This window comes from Caulobacter sp. GW822-FHT07D08 (genome assembly GCF_058798735.1).
Genome location: NZ_JBXAKU010000034.1, coordinates 1 through 16,072, shown reverse-complemented (window position 1 = coordinate 16,072; position 16,072 = coordinate 1). Strand labels below are relative to the sequence as shown.

11 protein-coding genes and 4 pseudogenes are annotated in these 16,072 nt (G+C 62.9%); 8 read left to right on the top strand and 7 right to left on the bottom strand.

The genetic code is table 11. The annotated features are described in order from the left end of the window. Nucleotides 1-80: 80 nt before the first annotated feature. A pseudogene (locus AC1RJ9_RS27755) lies at nucleotides 81-881 on the top strand (Tn3 family transposase); the annotation flags it as partial. Nucleotides 882-902: 21 nt separating this feature from the next. On the opposite strand, the gene AC1RJ9_RS27750 reads toward AC1RJ9_RS27755, so the two are convergent. Beyond that, entirely contained in the window at nucleotides 903-1,370 is a 468-nt protein-coding gene (locus AC1RJ9_RS27750; protein WP_492841854.1) for a recombinase family protein, read from the bottom strand. A 140-nt stretch (nucleotides 1,371-1,510) separates the two neighbouring features. Here AC1RJ9_RS27750 and AC1RJ9_RS27745 point away from each other — a divergent pair, with 140 nt between their 5' ends. Further along, nucleotides 1,511-1,885, top strand: coding sequence for a DUF4158 domain-containing protein (locus AC1RJ9_RS27745; protein WP_062097688.1), 375 nt, complete (start codon nucleotides 1,511-1,513; stop codon nucleotides 1,883-1,885). After that, nucleotides 1,827-2,567, top strand: coding sequence for a DUF4158 domain-containing protein (locus tag AC1RJ9_RS27740; protein ID WP_082749616.1), 741 nt, complete (start codon nucleotides 1,827-1,829; stop codon nucleotides 2,565-2,567). The genes AC1RJ9_RS27745 and AC1RJ9_RS27740 overlap by 59 nt, the downstream gene beginning before the upstream one ends. Nucleotides 2,568-3,223: 656 nt before the next feature. Here AC1RJ9_RS27740 and AC1RJ9_RS27735 read toward each other — a convergent pair. Then, nucleotides 3,224-5,740 carry a TonB-dependent receptor gene (locus tag AC1RJ9_RS27735; RefSeq protein ID WP_492086118.1) on the bottom strand — a complete coding sequence of 839 codons (2,517 nt, stop codon included), beginning with the start codon at nucleotides 5,738-5,740 and terminating at the stop codon, nucleotides 3,224-3,226. A 502-nt stretch (nucleotides 5,741-6,242) separates the two neighbouring features. Here AC1RJ9_RS27735 and AC1RJ9_RS27730 point away from each other — a divergent pair. Beyond that, a pseudogene (locus AC1RJ9_RS27730) lies at nucleotides 6,243-6,427 on the top strand (transposase); the annotation flags it as partial. Between the two features lie 111 nt (nucleotides 6,428-6,538). Beyond that, nucleotides 6,539-7,039 carry an Hsp20/alpha crystallin family protein gene (locus AC1RJ9_RS27725; protein ID WP_082749379.1) on the top strand — a complete coding sequence of 167 codons (501 nt, stop codon included), beginning with the start codon at nucleotides 6,539-6,541 and terminating at the stop codon, nucleotides 7,037-7,039. Here the strand turns inward: AC1RJ9_RS27725 and AC1RJ9_RS27720 are convergent. The 3 genes and pseudogenes from AC1RJ9_RS27720 to AC1RJ9_RS27710 form a co-directional block, all read right to left on the bottom strand. Further along, entirely contained in the window at nucleotides 6,989-8,398 is a 1,410-nt protein-coding gene (locus AC1RJ9_RS27720; protein WP_231737335.1) for an ABC1 kinase family protein, read from the bottom strand. The two genes, AC1RJ9_RS27725 and AC1RJ9_RS27720, sit on opposite strands and share 51 nt — an antisense overlap. A 356-nt stretch (nucleotides 8,399-8,754) precedes the next feature. Beyond that, entirely contained in the window at nucleotides 8,755-9,828 is a 1,074-nt protein-coding gene (locus AC1RJ9_RS27715) for an IS3 family transposase (protein WP_249357753.1), read from the bottom strand. Next, nucleotides 9,795-9,947 (bottom strand): annotated as a pseudogene (locus tag AC1RJ9_RS27710) (transposase); the annotation flags it as partial. The gene AC1RJ9_RS27715 and the pseudogene AC1RJ9_RS27710, both read right to left, overlap by 34 nt. A gap of 496 nt (nucleotides 9,948-10,443) precedes the next feature. On the opposite strand from AC1RJ9_RS27710, the gene AC1RJ9_RS27705 reads away from it, so the two are divergent. Then, entirely contained in the window at nucleotides 10,444-11,217 is a 774-nt protein-coding gene (locus AC1RJ9_RS27705) for an alpha/beta fold hydrolase (protein WP_231737338.1), read from the top strand. Nucleotides 11,218-11,682: 465 nt separating this feature from the next. Here the strand turns inward: AC1RJ9_RS27705 and AC1RJ9_RS27700 are convergent, their stop codons facing one another. Together AC1RJ9_RS27700 and AC1RJ9_RS27695 are read right to left on the bottom strand one after the other, a co-directional pair. Beyond that, a complete protein-coding gene (locus AC1RJ9_RS27700; RefSeq protein ID WP_062094405.1) occupies nucleotides 11,683-11,886 on the bottom strand; it encodes a hypothetical protein in 204 nt (67 codons plus the stop codon). Nucleotides 11,887-11,902: 16 nt separating this feature from the next. Continuing rightward, nucleotides 11,903-13,477, bottom strand: a complete 1,575-nt coding sequence (locus AC1RJ9_RS27695; protein WP_062094406.1) for a DHA2 family efflux MFS transporter permease subunit — start codon at nucleotides 13,475-13,477, stop codon at nucleotides 11,903-11,905. Nucleotides 13,478-13,702: 225 nt separating this feature from the next. On the opposite strand from AC1RJ9_RS27695, the pseudogene istA reads away from it, so the two are divergent. Together istA and istB are read left to right on the top strand one after the other, a co-directional pair. Continuing rightward, nucleotides 13,703-15,237 (top strand): annotated as a pseudogene (gene istA, locus AC1RJ9_RS27690) (IS21 family transposase). Between the two features lie 11 nt (nucleotides 15,238-15,248). Then, entirely contained in the window at nucleotides 15,249-15,989 is a 741-nt protein-coding gene (istB, locus tag AC1RJ9_RS27685; RefSeq protein WP_062094408.1) for an IS21-like element helper ATPase IstB, read from the top strand. Nucleotides 15,990-16,072: the final 83 nt, after the last annotated feature.

The following is a 16,072-nucleotide window of genomic DNA, read 5'->3' as shown; positions in this document are numbered from 1 at the left end:
TTTCAACAGCCTGCTAGCTCATGTTCTTGGTTCGTGCTTCTAAGCGCCTTTTAGCGCACAAACCTTGAGGTGAGCCCACCCGCGTGCTATCGGCCACCTCGTCGGAGGCGCCCTACGTCCTCGACGGCTTGATCGGTCGCGGCGGCGGCGAGCACTACACTGACACCGGCGGGGCCACCGACCACGTGTTCGCCCTGTGTCATCTGCTTGGATATCGGTTTGTGCCGCGCCTTCGCGATCTGCAGGATCGCCGCCTGGCTATCATCGGCGCTAAGCCGCGTCACAAGATCCTCGAGCCCCTGCTGGGCCGCCCTATCCGGGTCGATGTGATCGAGGAAAATTGGGACGACATCGTCCGGCTGGCCGCGTCAATCAAGGCCGGTTCCGTCGCGCCGTCCGTGATGCTCAAAAAGCTGTCGGCGTTCAAGCGGCAGAACCGGTTGGACATGGCCCTCGCCGAGGTCGGCAGGATCGAGCGGACGTTGTTCACCTTGGACTGGTTGGAGAGCCCGCAGTTACGCCGGCGCTGCCAGGCTGGCCTCAACAAGAGCGAGGCCCGCCATGCGCTGGCCCAGGCGGTGTTCGTTCACAAGCAAGGCCGGATCGCCGATCGCACCCTGCACAACCAGGAGCACCGCGCCTCGGGGCTGAACCTGGTGATCGCCGCCATCGCGCTCTGGAACACATTATATATGCAGCGCGCCGTCGAGCATCTCCAGGACAGGGAGGTCGCCGCGCCAGCTGAGCTTCTGGCGCACCTGTCGCCAATGAGTTGGGCCCATATCGGCCTGACGGGCGACTATCTCTGGGCCGACGCCGCGACCGCAGGCGGGTTCAGGCCTCTCAACGATCCCGCCGACAGGCTCTACCGCGCCGCATAGCCCATATTCATGGTTCGTTCTTCAAAGCGTGTTCTGGCGAACAAACCTTGAGGTGAGCCCCTTGCGGCCGCGAGCCCGGGCGGCAGCGAGACCGGCCATGGTGCGCTCGCGAATGAGGTCGCCTTCAAATTCGGCCAACGCGGCGAAGATGCCGAAGATCAGCTTGCCGCTGGATGTGGTTGTGTCGATGTTGGCGCCTTGGCCGGTCAGCACGCTCAGCCCGACGCCGCGCTCCGAGAGGCCACGAACCGTTGTGACCAGATGCTTCAGGTCACGGCCGAGGCGATCGAGCTTCCATACATATAATGTGTCACCCTCGCGGAGCGCCTTCAGGCAGGCTTCCAAGCCAGGACGATCGTCGCGCTTTCCCGACGCCTCGTCCTTGTAGACGTGTTCAGGAGTGACGCCGGCGACGGCGAGCGCATCCGTCTGCAAATCCAGGGTCTGCGATCCATCCGCCTTGGAAATCCGCGCATATCCGAGCTTCATGGGCGTTTCATATACGGTCGTTTGTGTGACAGCGGCGAAAGCCGACGCGGGCGTGCCGATAGTTGTATCAAAAACCGTCTCATAAATAAAGGATAGCAAACCTAAGCAACAGATCAAAAGAGACACCGTCCATGCCTCGTATGCAAATCCTGTCGCCGGCCGAGCAGCGTGCCTTCGACACTCCGCCGCTGATGAACGCCGCCCAGCGCAAGGCCGCCTTCGACCTGCCGGTCGGCTTTCAACGGGAGGCCGAGCAGTTGCGCGATCCGGTCCACCAAATCGGCTTCTGTTTGAACGCCGGCTATTTCCGTCAGAGCCGGCGGTGCTTTGCTCCTGAGAAATTCCACGACAACGACATCGCCTACGTCGCCACCCGGCTGGGCCATGGCTCCGAGGTGTTCGAACGCGGCGCCTATGCCGCCAGGACGCGTCAACGCCACGATCGGGCCATAGAGCTTGGCCGGATTTCGGACCCTGGACGATCAGGACGAGCCACGTCTGACCCGGCTGATTGATCAAAGGGTCAGGGCGCACGAGAAACCAAGGGTCATTTTCTATGCGGCGGTCGAGCACTTGGCGACGGAGCGGATCGCGTCTCCGAGTTACCGGAGCCTGCAGGATTTGATTCAGGCCGCCATCGGCCAATTTCGGGCCCGCCAGATGGCTCTGGTTGAGGCCCATCTGCCCAAGGACCTCGCCGCCGAAATCGATCTGCTTTTGGACGAGAAGGAGGAGACCGATGGGATCACGCGCAGCCGATTGGCGGTCCTGAAGCAAAACTCCCAATCCGTTCGCCCCATGGCGGTGAAGGCGCGGCTGGCCAACCACACGGATCTGTCGAAGCTGTTCCAACGTCTCGAACCGGTGATCGAGATCTTGGGCTGGGATCAGAATAGCTCACGCAGCTACGCCCTGGCCGTCATGAAATCAGACCCTCATGACCTGCGCCGCCGAAAGGCTGCGGACCGGCGCCTGCATCTCATCGCCTTTGTCGCTCACCAGTACTACGCGCTTCAGGACAACCTCGTCGCCACGCTGCTCAGCTCGGTCAAGGCCGCGGAGAACGCGGCGACCCGGGAGTTCAGCGACTCGTGCTATGCGGAGCGCAAATCACAGGCCACGAAGCTGAAGACGCGGATCCAGGCCCGCCTATCGGTTTTGGGTGGTCGCCCGCGCTTGCTTTGCAGGATCATCTGAGGCGCGGGATGGGGCACCGGAGGGGTCTTGAGCGGGGAGTTGCAGCGTTGCTGGCGATGGCCAGGCTACGCCTTTGCCCTGGCGCGCACAGGACCTGCGGCGACTGCTGTTGACGCCGGGACGAATGGTCTGCGCGTGTCGGCGTGATGCGTGTCATGGGGTGTCTGGCCAAGTCAGGATCTTGCGCGGGATTGGGCCGAGCGAGGCTACGGCGCCACCTCACCTTGGATAGATGTCCAGGCAGCGCCCTGTGAGACAGTGATAGCGCTGGCGACAGTCGCGGGTCATTTCCAACGTCGGCGGCGTGGGCGCCGCCAGCAAGACGGCTCTAGCTTGATCCTATCCGATATGCAGAGCCTTATCCGCCAGCGAGACTAGGCCGGGGCATTCGCTAATCAACCTCTGAGGGAGTGCTTGCCCGCTCGCCCTGGTCAGCAGCTTCGCTCCCCGCTTCCTCCCCACGGTCGGTCGCCCTTCCGCAGTTCCGCTTCACTTCGCTCCTATGATCAACTGACGATGGGAGTTGCACCTACAAGAAAGCGCCCACGCTGGGCGCACAAACAAAAAGGGCGACCCGGTTGCCCGGATCGCCCTTTCCTCATCCGAAAGCCAAGGACCCTGGTCGCTTTGGAGAGCGGGTCCCTGGATCCCCCCGGTTAGAACTTCGCCCGCAGCGTCACGCCGTAGGTGCGCGGCGCGCCGAGGAAGGCGTCATAGGTAATCGTGTCATTGGCCGGCACATAAGTTGCCTGGGCGGCACTGAGCCCCGACGAGCCTTGCAGGAAGGCGTTGAAGCCCACCTGGGTATATCCCTCGTCGAACAGGTTTTGCCCCCAGAGTTCGACGGTCCAGGCGTCATCCGCAGTGCCGACGCCGATGCGGGCGTTCACGACCGTGTAGGACTCTTGCAACTTCGGCGGGAACAGGTCGGAACCGCTGTTGTATTCCGACGAGTACTTGGCGCCGATGTTGAAGCGGGCCTTCAGGTTGTCGCCCACCGGACGCTCATAGGTCAGCGAACCCGAGGCCGAATATTCCGGCGCCAGCGACAGACGTTGACCAGGCAGCAGGGCCAGGGCGTTGGTCGAATCGTTCGGGATCTTCTGGTTGCCGTATTCGGTCTTGGCGTAGGTGAAGCCGCTCTGGACGGTCAGGCCGCGCACCGGGGTGAACCACAGGAAGTCGGCGTCGACGCCCTGCGAGGTTACTTCCGGGATCGAAGCCACGGCGAACGAGGTGCCCAGGAAGGTGTTCAGCTGGAAGTCGGTGAACTTCTGGTAGAAGATCGAGGCATTCAGCAGGACAGTGCGGTTGAAGAGGGTGTTCTTCAGGCCGATTTCGTAGCTGTCGACAAACTCGCCCTCGAACGAGGTGTCGTAGATCGGCACGACGCCCTGACCGCCGCTTTGCAGGCCGTTCGACGACTGGGTGCGGTCCAGGTTGAAACCGCCACCCTTATAGCCGCGCGCGTAAGAGGCGTAGCTGAACACTTCCGGCGAGAAGCGATAGGCGGCCTTGATGGTGCCCGACCATTCCTTGTCGGTGCGCTTCTGGTGGGTGCCGCGACCGTTGAACAGCGGGTTGGCCCAGGGAAGGCAGAGGTTGCCGACCACCGTTGGGGTTGCCGCTGCGCCCACGATGCCGGCGATGCGGGCCTGACCAGCGGTGGACAGGCCGATGCCGCAGCCGACGCCGCCATCGGACGTGGTCTGGTAGGTGTCCAAGTCCTTCTTGTCGATGCTGTAGCGCAGACCGGCGGTGATGCTGAAGGCGTCGGAGAACTGGTAGGTGTTGCTGGTGAACAGCGCGATGGTCTTGGCGCGCTGATTGTACTTGTCGTACAGGCCCTGGCCCGGAGTGAAGGTTGTGTTCGGCGCGCGACCGGTCAGCAGCGAGATGAAGTTGGCGATGCCGGCAGGGTTGGCGGCCGAGCGCGACAGCAGGCGGCCCAGATACTGCTCGTAGTCATTGCCATAGAGGAAGTTGGCCTTGTTATCCAGTCGCTCGTCCGCCAGGAACGTGCCGACCAGCCAATCCAGATTGCCGGTCTTGCCAGCCAGGCGCAGTTCCTGGGTGTAGGTCGTGAACTCGCTGTAGTTGGTGCCGTCCTTGTTGCGATAGGCAAGGTCAGCCGTCGAGAAATCGCTGTCCTGACCGTTGTCGGTGCGCCAGTTGCGGATGGCGGTGATCGAAGTCAGTTCGCCGATCGGCAGTTCGATATTGCCTTCCAGCGAGATGCCCTTGTCCTCGATGGACGAGGGCGCGCCACGGTTGGAATAGGCGACGCGATCATAGGGCTTGGCGGTCGCGGCCAAGGCGACGCCGCCGGCCAGGGCGTTCAGGATCGGCGCGGTCGGGCCGGTGCGGATCTGCACGGCGCCGCAGCAGTTCTCGTCGCGCTTGGTGTAGTCGCCGATAAGCTTGAAGGTGGCTTCATCATTGGGCACGAACAGGAGCTGGCCACGGATCGTGTAGAAGCCCTGGTCCTGGTCCTGGTCGCGCTTGCTGGGACCCTTGCCGGTCAGAACATCATTGTAGCCGTCGCGCTCGCGGGCGGCAACATAGAGGCGGCCGGCCAGGGTCTCGGTGCCAAACAGCGGACCGGTCACCGAGGCCGACAGGCCGTGGGCGTTGAAGTTGCCGAGGGTGGCTTCAGCAGACGCGCCGAAACCGAACTCGGGCTCCTTGGTGACGATGTTGATGACGCCGGCCGAGGTGTTCTTGCCAAACAGGGTGCCTTGCGGACCCTTCAGCACTTCGATGCGGTCCATCTCGCCCAGGTCGCCGAACGAGACGCCGTTGCGGGGACGATAGACGCCGTCGATCACGACGCCGACCGAGCTTTCCAGACCGGGGTTGTCACCGACGGTGCCGACGCCGCGCACGCGGGCGGTGGTCGAGGCTTCCGACGTGGTCGAGGTGACGGTCAGGCCGGGGGTCAGGATCGTCAGATCCTTGATGTCCTTGACGCCGGTGTCTTGCAGCAGCTTGGCGCCGACGGCGGTGACCACGACCGGCACGTCCTGCAGGTTCTGCTCGCGCTTCTGGGCGGTGACGACGATGCTGTCGACGGTCATCGTTTCGGTTTGTTGGGCCTGCGCGACGCTCGCGACGGACAGGCCGGCGAGCACGGCTGCGGACGCCGTGCCGCAAAGCACCTGGGTAATGCGCATTTCCCACCTGGTTTGTTATGCCGCGAGCGGTTGATCGCCCGCAGCTACGTTTTAGATGCATTCGAACGACTGTTCGAAATGACATCCCACGACTAAGGGCCTCTGGTGGGCAGGGCAAGAAAAAACCCTTACACGTAAAAAGATCGAAAAGGTCTGTTGCGCTGCAGCCACACGCGCCATTCTCGATCATGCAAGATGTCGCCGGGGACCTTGCCAGACTGATTTTCGGTCCATGACAATCTCACCCACTATCGCCTCCATCCGAATTTAATGGTCCTGCGTCGGCGTTAAAGTCGTCAGATTGCGCATGACGCACGCGTCGCTGGGACCGTTGCCGCTCCCCCCCATATGGCCCATCGGACGGCTCGCCCGGCACCCGGTTCCAGTAGACGAGCGCCGGAGAGGCCTTCTCGCCGTTGGTTGACCTGCTCCTGAAAAACTGGACCGGTTTGAGCTAGAGTTTTCTCGTTTTGCGGCAAGGGCCACATGGTGAGGAGCGACCATGAAGAGGTCGAAGTTCAGTGAGGCGCAGGTGTCGTTCATCCTGCGTCAGGTCGATGAGGGCGCCACGGTTGGCGAGGTCTGCCGCAAGGCGGGATTTCCGAGGCGACATTCTACGTCTGGCGCAAGAAATACGCCAGCTTGATGCCATCTGAGATGAAGCGGCTGCGCCAGCTTAAGGACGATGCAGGCGATGACGGCTTGGATCCGCCCCCGCCCACAACCGTTCTCTACGCGCCATGAATTTGCCGCCATCCGGCGCGCAATCTCCGGCTGAAGTGGTTTGAGGAGTTTATTATGATAGGCGACGTCTCGTTAAAATTGGGCAGAAGGACATTTTCCGCGCGGCTGGAATACGACAGCCTGATTGGCCGCGGCCTTCGCAGCGTTGGACGCAGGCTAGAGGCCAAGCGCGGTTTTCCATCGGCCGAGGCTACGACTGAGAAGGCTCCGACTTTTACGGTCGCGGAGACGATTGAGGACGTAACCGTCGAGGTCGACGTCCCTGGGCATGCCCTCCAGGATTTGCGCTTGGATGTTACCCCAAGGCGTTTGCGCTTGCGGGCCGGGGGCCGTCAGGGACGGTCCGGGGGTATCGGGGGTCCCATTGACTCATCTTTCGATCTTCCAGAGCCGGTCGACCCGGACAAGGTGACAGCGACGCTTGAGGACGGCATTCTAACTGTCAGCTTGGTCAAGATCGCCTGGGTGCATGGCGAAGCAAAGCGCGTCCCCGTGCGTGAGGCGTCAGTCACGCCTAAGCAAGCGGACCACGAAAGCCACCAAACCCACCCCTGAAACGACAAGGATCGCGGTTCGTCCGGGCGCGGCGACTTGGCCGCCGTTCGCGACCGTTACGATGGCGGCGGCGACCACGAGCGCCGCGACGACTACCGCGAGAGAAAGGCTTTCGCCGGCCCGCTTCACGGCGCGAGGCAAGTCCGCTAATTCTGAACTTGAGACGCGTATGACGAGGCCGTCTCGGCTGAGGCGGCCGATGCCGCGTCTTATCGCTTCTGGCCCGGTCGCCAAAATCTGATCGAGTTCCTTGAATGCACGGAAGGCGCGGGTGGCTAGGGCTTTGGGCGCAAACCTTGACGCGAAGGCCTTGACCACCACCGGCGCAATCGCGTCGACAACATCCAGCTCGGGGTCGAGCGTCCTCGCCAGTCCCTCCGCGATGCCGAGAGCCCGCAACAGGAGTAACAGGTCAGGCGGCAAGGTCAGCGCGTTGTCGCGGGCGATGGAGAGGAATTCGCCAATAGCCTCCGCAAGCCGGATCGGCCGCCCGGAGTCGGCTGCATAGCGCAGAAAGAAGCGCTCAATACCTTGCTCAAGGCCGGTCGGAGGCGGTCCGGAGCGGCCAGCCCATTCCATTAATACATCGGACACTGCGGCGACATCGGCATCCACCAGGGAGCCGAGGACCACTAGCACCTGCTCTCGCCGCTTGACCGAGAGGCGTCCGACCGAGCCGAAATCCAATAGCGCCAGACGACCGTCTGGCGTCACCAGAACATTTCCGGGATGAGGGTCAGCGTGGAACACCCCGTCCAACAGGATCATGCCCAGTAGGCCCCGGGCCGCTTCGGGCGCCAACGCACGCGCCAACGCAGGCTCCTCGTTGCGAAACATTGCGTTAGGGCTGCGACCGCGGATGCGGGTGCTGACCATGGTCCTTTCAGTGGTAAACCGCTCATGGACTATGGGCACATGGAAGACCGTCGCTCGTTTGCGCACCTCAGACTGATTACGCGCCTCGATTCGAAAATCGATCTCCTCCAGGAGAGCTTCACTCAGTTCGGAGACGACACGTACGGGCTGATGGCGACGAAGCGCCGGCGCGCGCCGCTCGACGACACGCGCTGCGGCCGCGAGCAGCCGCAGGTCCGCGCGCATGATAGCCCCGATACCGGGTCTGCGAACTTTCAAGACGACTTCTTCACCAGTCGTGAGCCGCGCGGCGTAGACCTGCGCTATTGAAGCGGCGGCGATTGGGGTGGGGAAAAATTCAGCGAAGATATCTTCGGGCGTTCCGCCAAGATCGATTGCCAGCTGTTCACGTATCTGTTCGAAGGGAACCGGAGCGACGCTATCGTGCAGCCTGCCGAGCCTTTCGGTCAACTCGGGGGGGAGCAGATCCGAGCGGGTCGCCATGATCTGCCCAAGCTTAACAAATGTGGGCCCGAGCGCCTCAAGCGCCGTAACAAAGCCCTCATATGTCGCGTCGCTCGTGTCGTCGGTAACCCCTCCGCGTAACAGCCCTAGCTTTCTGAGACCGGGCCGGGCGGCAGAAGGGGCCAACGTACGGAGCACCGTAGCAAGGCGGCGAAAGTCGTTCTGCGAGAGTGTCAGGGGCGGCATCGGATCTGCATGCCCGCATCGTTTCCGCTACGCAAGGCCAGCGAGCTCATGAACCGATCATTCTGGACGGCGTTATCTAGCCACGCGAGAAGGAGTGGAGGATATGATCAGCTTTATTGTTGGCTGCGTGGTGACGTGACCCCCATTTCTCATCCAGCGATAACGAGAGTCCTGGGTTGATTTGAGCCTTGGTGTTGGTGGGTGGCAAGAGGCCGGCGCGCGGAGCTATCAGCCTGCGCAGCGTGCCGGCCGGCCTCTCCGCAGAAGACGCTGGCGTACTCCCTGGGTGTCATCCAGCCGAGCTTGGAGTGTGGCCGGCGCTCGTTGTAATCGCGCCGCCAGGTCTCCAGCACGGCGCGGGCGTGCGGCAGCGACCGGAACAGGGTCTCGTTCAGTAGCTCGTCGCGCAGCCGGCCGTTGAAGCTCTCATTGTAGCCGTTCTGCTGGGGCTTGCCCGGAGCGATGTAATGCCAGCCCACGCCGCTATCGTCGGTCCAGGCCAGGATGGCGTTGGAGGTGTATTCCGTGCCGTTGTCGCTGACGATGGTGTCGGGCCGCCGACCGCGCTGGGCGATGATGGCGTCCAGCTCGCGCGCCACCCGAGCGCCTGACAGCGAGGTGTCGGCCACCAGGGCCAGGCATTCGCGCGTGCAGTTGTCGATCACCGTCAGGATCCGGAACCGGCGTCCGTCGGTCATCTGGTCGGACACGAAGTCCAAGCTCCAGCGCTGGTTGGGCGTCAACGGTACCTCCAGAGGCCGCCGCGTGCCGATCGCGCGCTTGCGCCCGCCCCGCCGGCGCACGGTCAGCTTTTCCTCGCGGTAGAGCCGCTGGACCCGCTTCTTGTTGACCGCATGGCCCTCGCGCCTCAGCAGCACGTGCAGCCGGCGATAGCCGAACCGGCGACGCTCCTGCGCCAGGGCCTTGAGCCGCTCGCGCAGGACATCATCGTCAGGCCGCGTGGCCTGGTAGCGCACGCTCGTGCGATCTGCGCCCAGAACCCGGCACGCCCGCCGCTCGCTCATCTCGTAGGCCTGGCGCAGGTACGCCGCGGCCTCCCGACGCGCGGCGGGCGTCACCACTTTTTTCCCAGCAGGTCTTTCAGCGCGACGTTGTCGAGCATCGCGTCGGCCAGCATCCGCTTGAGCTTGGCGTTCTCGTCCTCCAGCGCCTTCAGACGTCGCGCCTCCGACACGTCCAGCCCGCCGTACTTGGCCTTCCACTTGTAGAAGGTCGGTGAACTGAGACCGTGCTTCCTGCACAGGTCCGCCACCGGCACGCCCGCCTCCTGCTCGCGCAGGATCCCGATAATCTGCTCTTCCGTGAACCGTGATCGCTTCATTCGTCCGTCCTTTTGGTGGGCGGACTCTAATTATTCCTGGAGGAGTTTCAGGGGGTCACGTCAACGCGAGATCCGACATAATCTTTGAACGCCGCTTAACATTCAAAGCCCACATAGTCGGTACTCGGTGGGATTGAAAATACTGAGACTATCTCACAAATATAGAGGAATGTAACATATTTACCGGCCCGGCTTACCGGATTGAACCACTATAAGGTGGATAGTTACCTACGCCGATTTTGTCAGTAAAGGCCCCGCTCGCGCGGGCTTCCAACCGAACCTAGCTCGCAACGGATTGCACCACGAACCCCGCCGGGCCACAAAATTCTTGCCGCGCTTTTCAACACATATGTGTTTTTAGATTCTATATACATGCTACGCATGAAGGGTGAAGTCGTGGGAACCACATATGAATAGACCTACCCCAGTCGCTTTCAAAACAAGCGACGGCATAGTCCTCGCTGCCGACCGTTATGGTGCTAGAGGCCGCGGCTCTGTGATCCTAGCGCACGGCGGCGGCCAGACCCGCCATGCGTGGGCAAAGACCGCGTCGGCGCTCGCGGATCGAGAGTGGGAAGTTATCGCGCTCGATCTGCGCGGCCACGGTGACAGTGGCTGGTCGCCAACAGGCGATTATAGGATTCACCGCTTCGCTGAGGATCTCGTAGATGTAGTGGGGACGATGCCTGGGCGTACGGCGATTATCGGCGCATCTCTCGGGGGCCTTGCCGGACTCTACGCGGAGGCCGAGGTCGCGCCTGGGAGTTTCAGCTCAATCACTCTTGTCGACATCGTTCCGAGCATGGACTCGGACGGAGCCGCCAAAGTAATGGAGTTCATGGGAGCACATGTCGCGCAAGGTTTTGGCAGCCTTGAAGAAGCCGCTGCGGTTATCGCGGCTTATCTGCCTCACCGTCCGCGACCAAAGGATCTATCTGGACTTGCCAAAAACCTGCGGCAATGTGATGATGGACGACTGCGCTGGCACTGGGATCCCGGCTTTGTATCCGGCGTCCATCGCGGACGAACCGCGCAGGATACCGACGCATTCCAAGCCCGGCTACCCGGGTTAACGCTTCCGGTGCACCTTATCAGGGGCAGGCTGAGCGAATTGGTATCTCTCGAAGCGGCGGAAAACTTCGTAGCCCTACTGCCGAATGCAAAGTTCACCGATGTCGCAGGCGCGTCCCACATGGTGGCGGGGGACCGCAACGACGCGTTTCTCAACGCTGCTGTCGAGTTTCTAGAAAGCCTGGACCACCAACCCTAGAACGGAATTTATAATTCCGGAGATAGTACAAACTAAACATCTTCAACCCCAGAAATCGAAATATAACTTTTAATAAAACACTTGCTAAATTTATCTTAACTAACCCTGCCGAGATAATTCCCGCCGATCATTTTGTGATCGTGACCCGTTACTATCCATTTTAGGCATTGCGGGAAATAGATGTACCGCCATAATATTATATATGGGAAAATATCGATCGTTTAAGCGAATGCATAGTTGATATGCGCGATATTTTATTTTATCCTGGGGAAGAGGCGCAAGGCACAACCTTCCCGCCTCCCTCGGCCGTGCCCTAGTGCTTACCTCCTGGGCGCGGTATACTTAGGCGGCGCAGCAACCAACTGCGCCGCCTTTTTACACTTAATGCAGCAAGCGTTAGAATGTTGGATTGATTCCATTTTTTGGTGGACATTGCGGCGAGTACGATGACCTTGTCTGCGGCGCTCAAGACGAAAGGTTTGCGCTACTGGTTGTGATCGGCGACAAGGCGATTGATGGAGCGCCGCCGATCCCTACGGCGCGCTGACGGTCGGAGGGGTCGCCCAACAGATCCAGCGGTTTGATCCGGACGAGCGACACCTTCGGGTCCGGCCGGTTCATGAGGTCGATGACTGCCGAGAGGATTGCCTCGCGCTTGGCGCCGATCATCTAGCCGGAACCGGGCTTATACCTTCGTCGCCCGCGAGGCCTCGCCCCCCGAAGCCGAACCGGATCCTGTCAGGGATCGCCCCGCGACGCGGCTCAAAGCACGATGAAGAACGAACGTCGGCGCGAGGGCCGCAGCGAAGACCATAGCCGTGATCAGGAACCCGTCTCGGTAGGCGGCCGCCGCCGCCTGGTAGTAAACTCCTTGCCCCAGCAACCAGCCGGCGGCCGGGAGTTGCTCCAAAGGCCCGAGTCCCATCGCGTGGACGGTTCGCGCGGCTTCCATGAGATAGTTGCCTGTAGTCGAATTATCCGACGTTTGGGTCGCGGCGAGGGCGTCGCCGTGGAACGCGGTTCGTCGCTCAATGATAACGCCCAGAATACTCGTGCCAAGCGCTCCGCCCAATTGCCGGGTGAAGTTCATCGAGCCTGAGCCCTGGGATAACAGTTCCAGCGGCAGCACCTTGAGAGCTGCAGAACTCAGCGAGGGGAACACAAAGCCCATGCCAATGCGGCCAATCACCGTCCACCAAGCGAGCGTCCAGAAGGCTGTGTCGGCGCTCACGTGGGCCGTTAGCCACGACGAATAGGCAAAAATCGCCATGCCCGCCCCGATCAGCAATCCTGGCGACAGCCGGTCGCTCATCATGCCTGCGGCGGGAAAGACGATGACCAGGACGAAGCCGGCCGGCATCAGCAGCAGACCCGCTTGGGTTGGGGTGAAGTTTTGAATCTGCTGGACGAAGACCGGGAGCAGATAGGTCGTGCCGTACAGTTCGGCCCCCAGCACAAAGCTGACCGCTGCGGCCGCAGCGAAGGGGGGACTGGCGAACACCCGCAGGTCGAGCAGCGGATGCGGAATCCGACTTTCGCAGACAAGAAAGGCCGCCGCGCAGGTCATCGTGATCGCAAACCCCGCGAGGACGGGCGTGGAGGCCCAGCCCTGGCGCTGTCCACTGGACATGGTTTCCAGCAACGCGAGCAGCGCCACGCTGAGCCACACCAGGGCCGGCCAGTCCAGTCGGGCCTTCGCAGCCGCAGGATCACGATCGGGCAGGAAAAGGTTCGCCAGCGTGATGCCGCCGAGGCCGAAGGGAATCCCCAAATAGAAAAGGAACCGCCAGTCGAAGCTATCCATCAGCAGTCCGCCGACCCACGGCCCCAGCGCCGGGGCGAGCACCACGCCAATCCCGAAGATGCCCATAGCCGCGCCGCGCTTGTCAGGGGGAAACACCTGGAACATCACGACCATCGCCAGCGGCTGGATGACACCCGCTGCAGCGCCCTGGATCACCCGGGAGACTATGAGCACCGTATCATCCGGGGCCAGCCCGCCAAGGACCGATCCGAACAGGAACACGCCCAGGGCCACCATCATGGTTTGCCGATGACCGAAGGTGCGCTCGCACCATGCAGAGAGCAGCATGGTGACCGTCATCGCGGCGAGGAAACCAGTCGCGAGCCACTGCACCCGGGTCTGATCGATGCCGAACTGCCCCATGATCGCCGGGACAGCCACGTTCACAATGGTGGATGACAACACCACGGCGATCGCTGAAACCATGGCCGCCGCCGTCGCGAGCCAGCGGTACATCGACCCACAGCGAGCAAAGAGGGCCTCAGTGCGGATTCCGGGCTGATCGCGCCCGTCATTCCGATTTGATGCCGCCCACCATTCCGATCTGATCGCGCCCACCGTTCCGATTAATCCCCGCGCGGCATTCCGAGATGATGCCGCCCAGGGCGCGGGCCGTGAGGGTCTTCGTTGGCTCTAGGCTCCTCCTTTTTGGAGGGGCCGATGCCGACGGAGAGGATCGCCATGCGCCGCGTGCGCGAGATGTTGAGATTGAGCCGGGACGCCGGCCTGGCGACCCGGGAGGTGGCGCGACGAACCGGGGTGGCGCCCTCGACACTGCGGGAGATGTTCCGGCGCTCTGAGAGGTCTGGATTGGCGTGGCCGTTGCCGTTGGACCTGACCGACGCCGATCTTGAGACGCTTCTTTACGGCGAAGCCGGAACCAAGCAGGGTCACCGGCGGCGGGGGGAGCCCGACTGGGCGGCGCTGAACCGCGAGCTGAAGCGCAAGCACGTCACCCTGCAGATCCTGTGGGACGAGTATATCGAGACCAACCCGGACGGCTATCGCTACAGCCGGTTCTGCGACCTCTACCGGGGCTGGGAGGCGCGCCTTCCAGTCACCATGCGCCAGACCCACCTGGGCGGCGACAAGCTGTTCGTCGATTACGCCGGCGACACCGTGCCGGTGATCGTCGATCCACGGACAGGCAGGACGCGAGGGGCGCATATCTTCGTGGCGGTGATGGGCGGCTCAAGCCTGTCGTTCGCCCACGCCAGCTGGACCGAGACCCTACCCGATTGGATCGACGCCCACGCCCAGACCTTCACCTACTTCGGCGGGGCGGCCCGCCTGATCGTGCCCGACAACCCCAAGGTCGCGGTGATCAAGGCCTGCTTCTACGACCCGCAGGTCAACCGCACCTACGCCGAGATGGCGGCCCATTACGACACCGCCGTGCTGCCGGCGCGGCCCAGGCGCCCACGCGACAAGGCCAAGGTCGAGGCCGCCGTGCGCATCGTCGAGCGATGGCTGCTGGGGCGGCTGCGCCATCGACGTTTCCACAGCCTGGCCGAAGTGAACGCCGCCATCGCCGAGCTGCTAGTCCGGCTCAACGATCAGCGCGTCTTGCGTTACGTCGGCCGCACCCGTCGCCAACTGTTCGAGGAGATCGGCGCCCCACGGCTCAAGCCCTTGCCGGCCGAGCCCTATGTTCTGGCCGAGTGGCGCCTGCGCAAGGTCGGCCTCGACTATCATGTCGATGTTGAGGGCCACTACTACTCGGTCCCCTATCGCCACGCCCGGGCCAGCGTCGAGGTGCGTCTGACGCCCCGGACGGTCGAGGTGTTCCTCAAGGGTGAGCGGATCGCCGCCCACATGCGCGGCAGCGGCGACGGCAAGCACACCACCATCATCGAGCACATGCCCTCCAGTCATCGCCGCTACAGCGACTGGACCATTGAGCGCATCATCCGGGAGGCGATGCGGATCGGCCCCTCGGTCGTGATGCTCTGTTGATCCTGGAGCATCGCCCCCATCCCGAGCAGGGCTTCCGCACCTGTCTTGGCATCGTGCGCCTGGCCAAGCCCTTCGGGCCGGCCCGTCTGGAGGCCGCATGCCTACGCGCCCTGCAGGTCGGCGCGCGCACCTATGGGTCCGTCAGATCGATCCTCGACAACCGGCTCGACGGTCAACCCGTCCGTCGGGCCCGCGAGGGGGAAGATCAAGACCTGGCCATCCTCCACTCCAATATCCGCGGTCCTGGCTACTACCACTGAGGAGAACATCCATGCTCATCCACCCCACGCTCGATCAACTGCACGACCTTGGCCTTCACGGCATGGCCAAGGCCTTCCACGAGCTTGCCGCCAATGACGAGGCCGCCGGCCTGGGCCATGCCGACTGGCTGGCCCTGCTGTTGGAGCGAGAGGCCGTCCATCGCCAGGACAAGCGGCTCGGCGCGCGCCTGCGTCACGCCAGGCTGCGCCATCACGCCGTCCCGGAGGACATCGACTACCGCGCCCACCGGGGGATCGATCGAGGGCTGCTGGCCAGTCTCGTCAAGGGCGACTGGATCGATGCCCACGACAACCTGGTGATCACCGGGCCAACCGGCGTCGGCAAGAGCTGGCTGGCCTGCGCGCTCGGTCACAAGGCCTGCCGCGACAACCGCTCCGTCCTCTACGTGCGCGTGCCCAAGCTCTTCGATGAACTGGCGCTCGCCCATGGCGACGGCAGCGCCGGCCGCCGCCTCAAGACCCTCGGCGCCGCCCAGCTGCTCATCCTTGACGACTGGGGTCTGGAGCCCCTCGGCGCTCAGGCCCGTCACGACCTGCTCGAAATCCTCGAGGATCGCTACGGCCGGCGCTCCACCATCGTCACCAGCCAGCTGCCGATCGCCGACTGGCACACCGTCATCGGCGAGGCCACCTATGCCGACGCCATCCTCGACCGCCTGGTCCACAACGCCCACCGCCTGGAACTCAGCGGCGAGTCACTGCGCCGCTCCGCGCCGCCATCCCAGACTTGACCTTAACCCTAGGCCACGGACTCATTAAATCGCAGCCAAATGCGTACTGAGGCGAGTTTGACGCCGGCGAGATAGTTGTCGGC

Bases quoted from the DNA above. Each gene is read 5' to 3' on its own strand.
- AC1RJ9_RS27750 (WP_492841854.1), bottom strand. From the start codon at position 1,370: ATGAAGCTCGGATATGCGCGGATTTCCAAGGCGGATGGATCGCAGACC.
- AC1RJ9_RS27745 (WP_062097688.1), top strand. From the start codon at position 1,511: ATGCAAATCCTGTCGCCGGCCGAGCAGCGTGCCTTCGACACTCCGCCG.
- AC1RJ9_RS27735 (WP_492086118.1), bottom strand. From the start codon at position 5,740: ATGCGCATTACCCAGGTGCTTTGCGGCACGGCGTCCGCAGCCGTGCTC.
- AC1RJ9_RS27725 (WP_082749379.1), top strand. From the start codon at position 6,539: ATGATAGGCGACGTCTCGTTAAAATTGGGCAGAAGGACATTTTCCGCG.
- AC1RJ9_RS27720 (WP_231737335.1), bottom strand. From the start codon at position 8,398: ATGGCGACCCGCTCGGATCTGCTCCCCCCCGAGTTGACCGAAAGGCTC.
- AC1RJ9_RS27700 (WP_062094405.1), bottom strand. From the start codon at position 11,886: ATGATCGGCGCCAAGCGCGAGGCAATCCTCTCGGCAGTCATCGACCTC.
- AC1RJ9_RS27695 (WP_062094406.1), bottom strand. From the start codon at position 13,477: ATGTACCGCTGGCTCGCGACGGCGGCGGCCATGGTTTCAGCGATCGCC.
- istB (WP_062094408.1), top strand. From the start codon at position 15,249: ATGCTCATCCACCCCACGCTCGATCAACTGCACGACCTTGGCCTTCAC.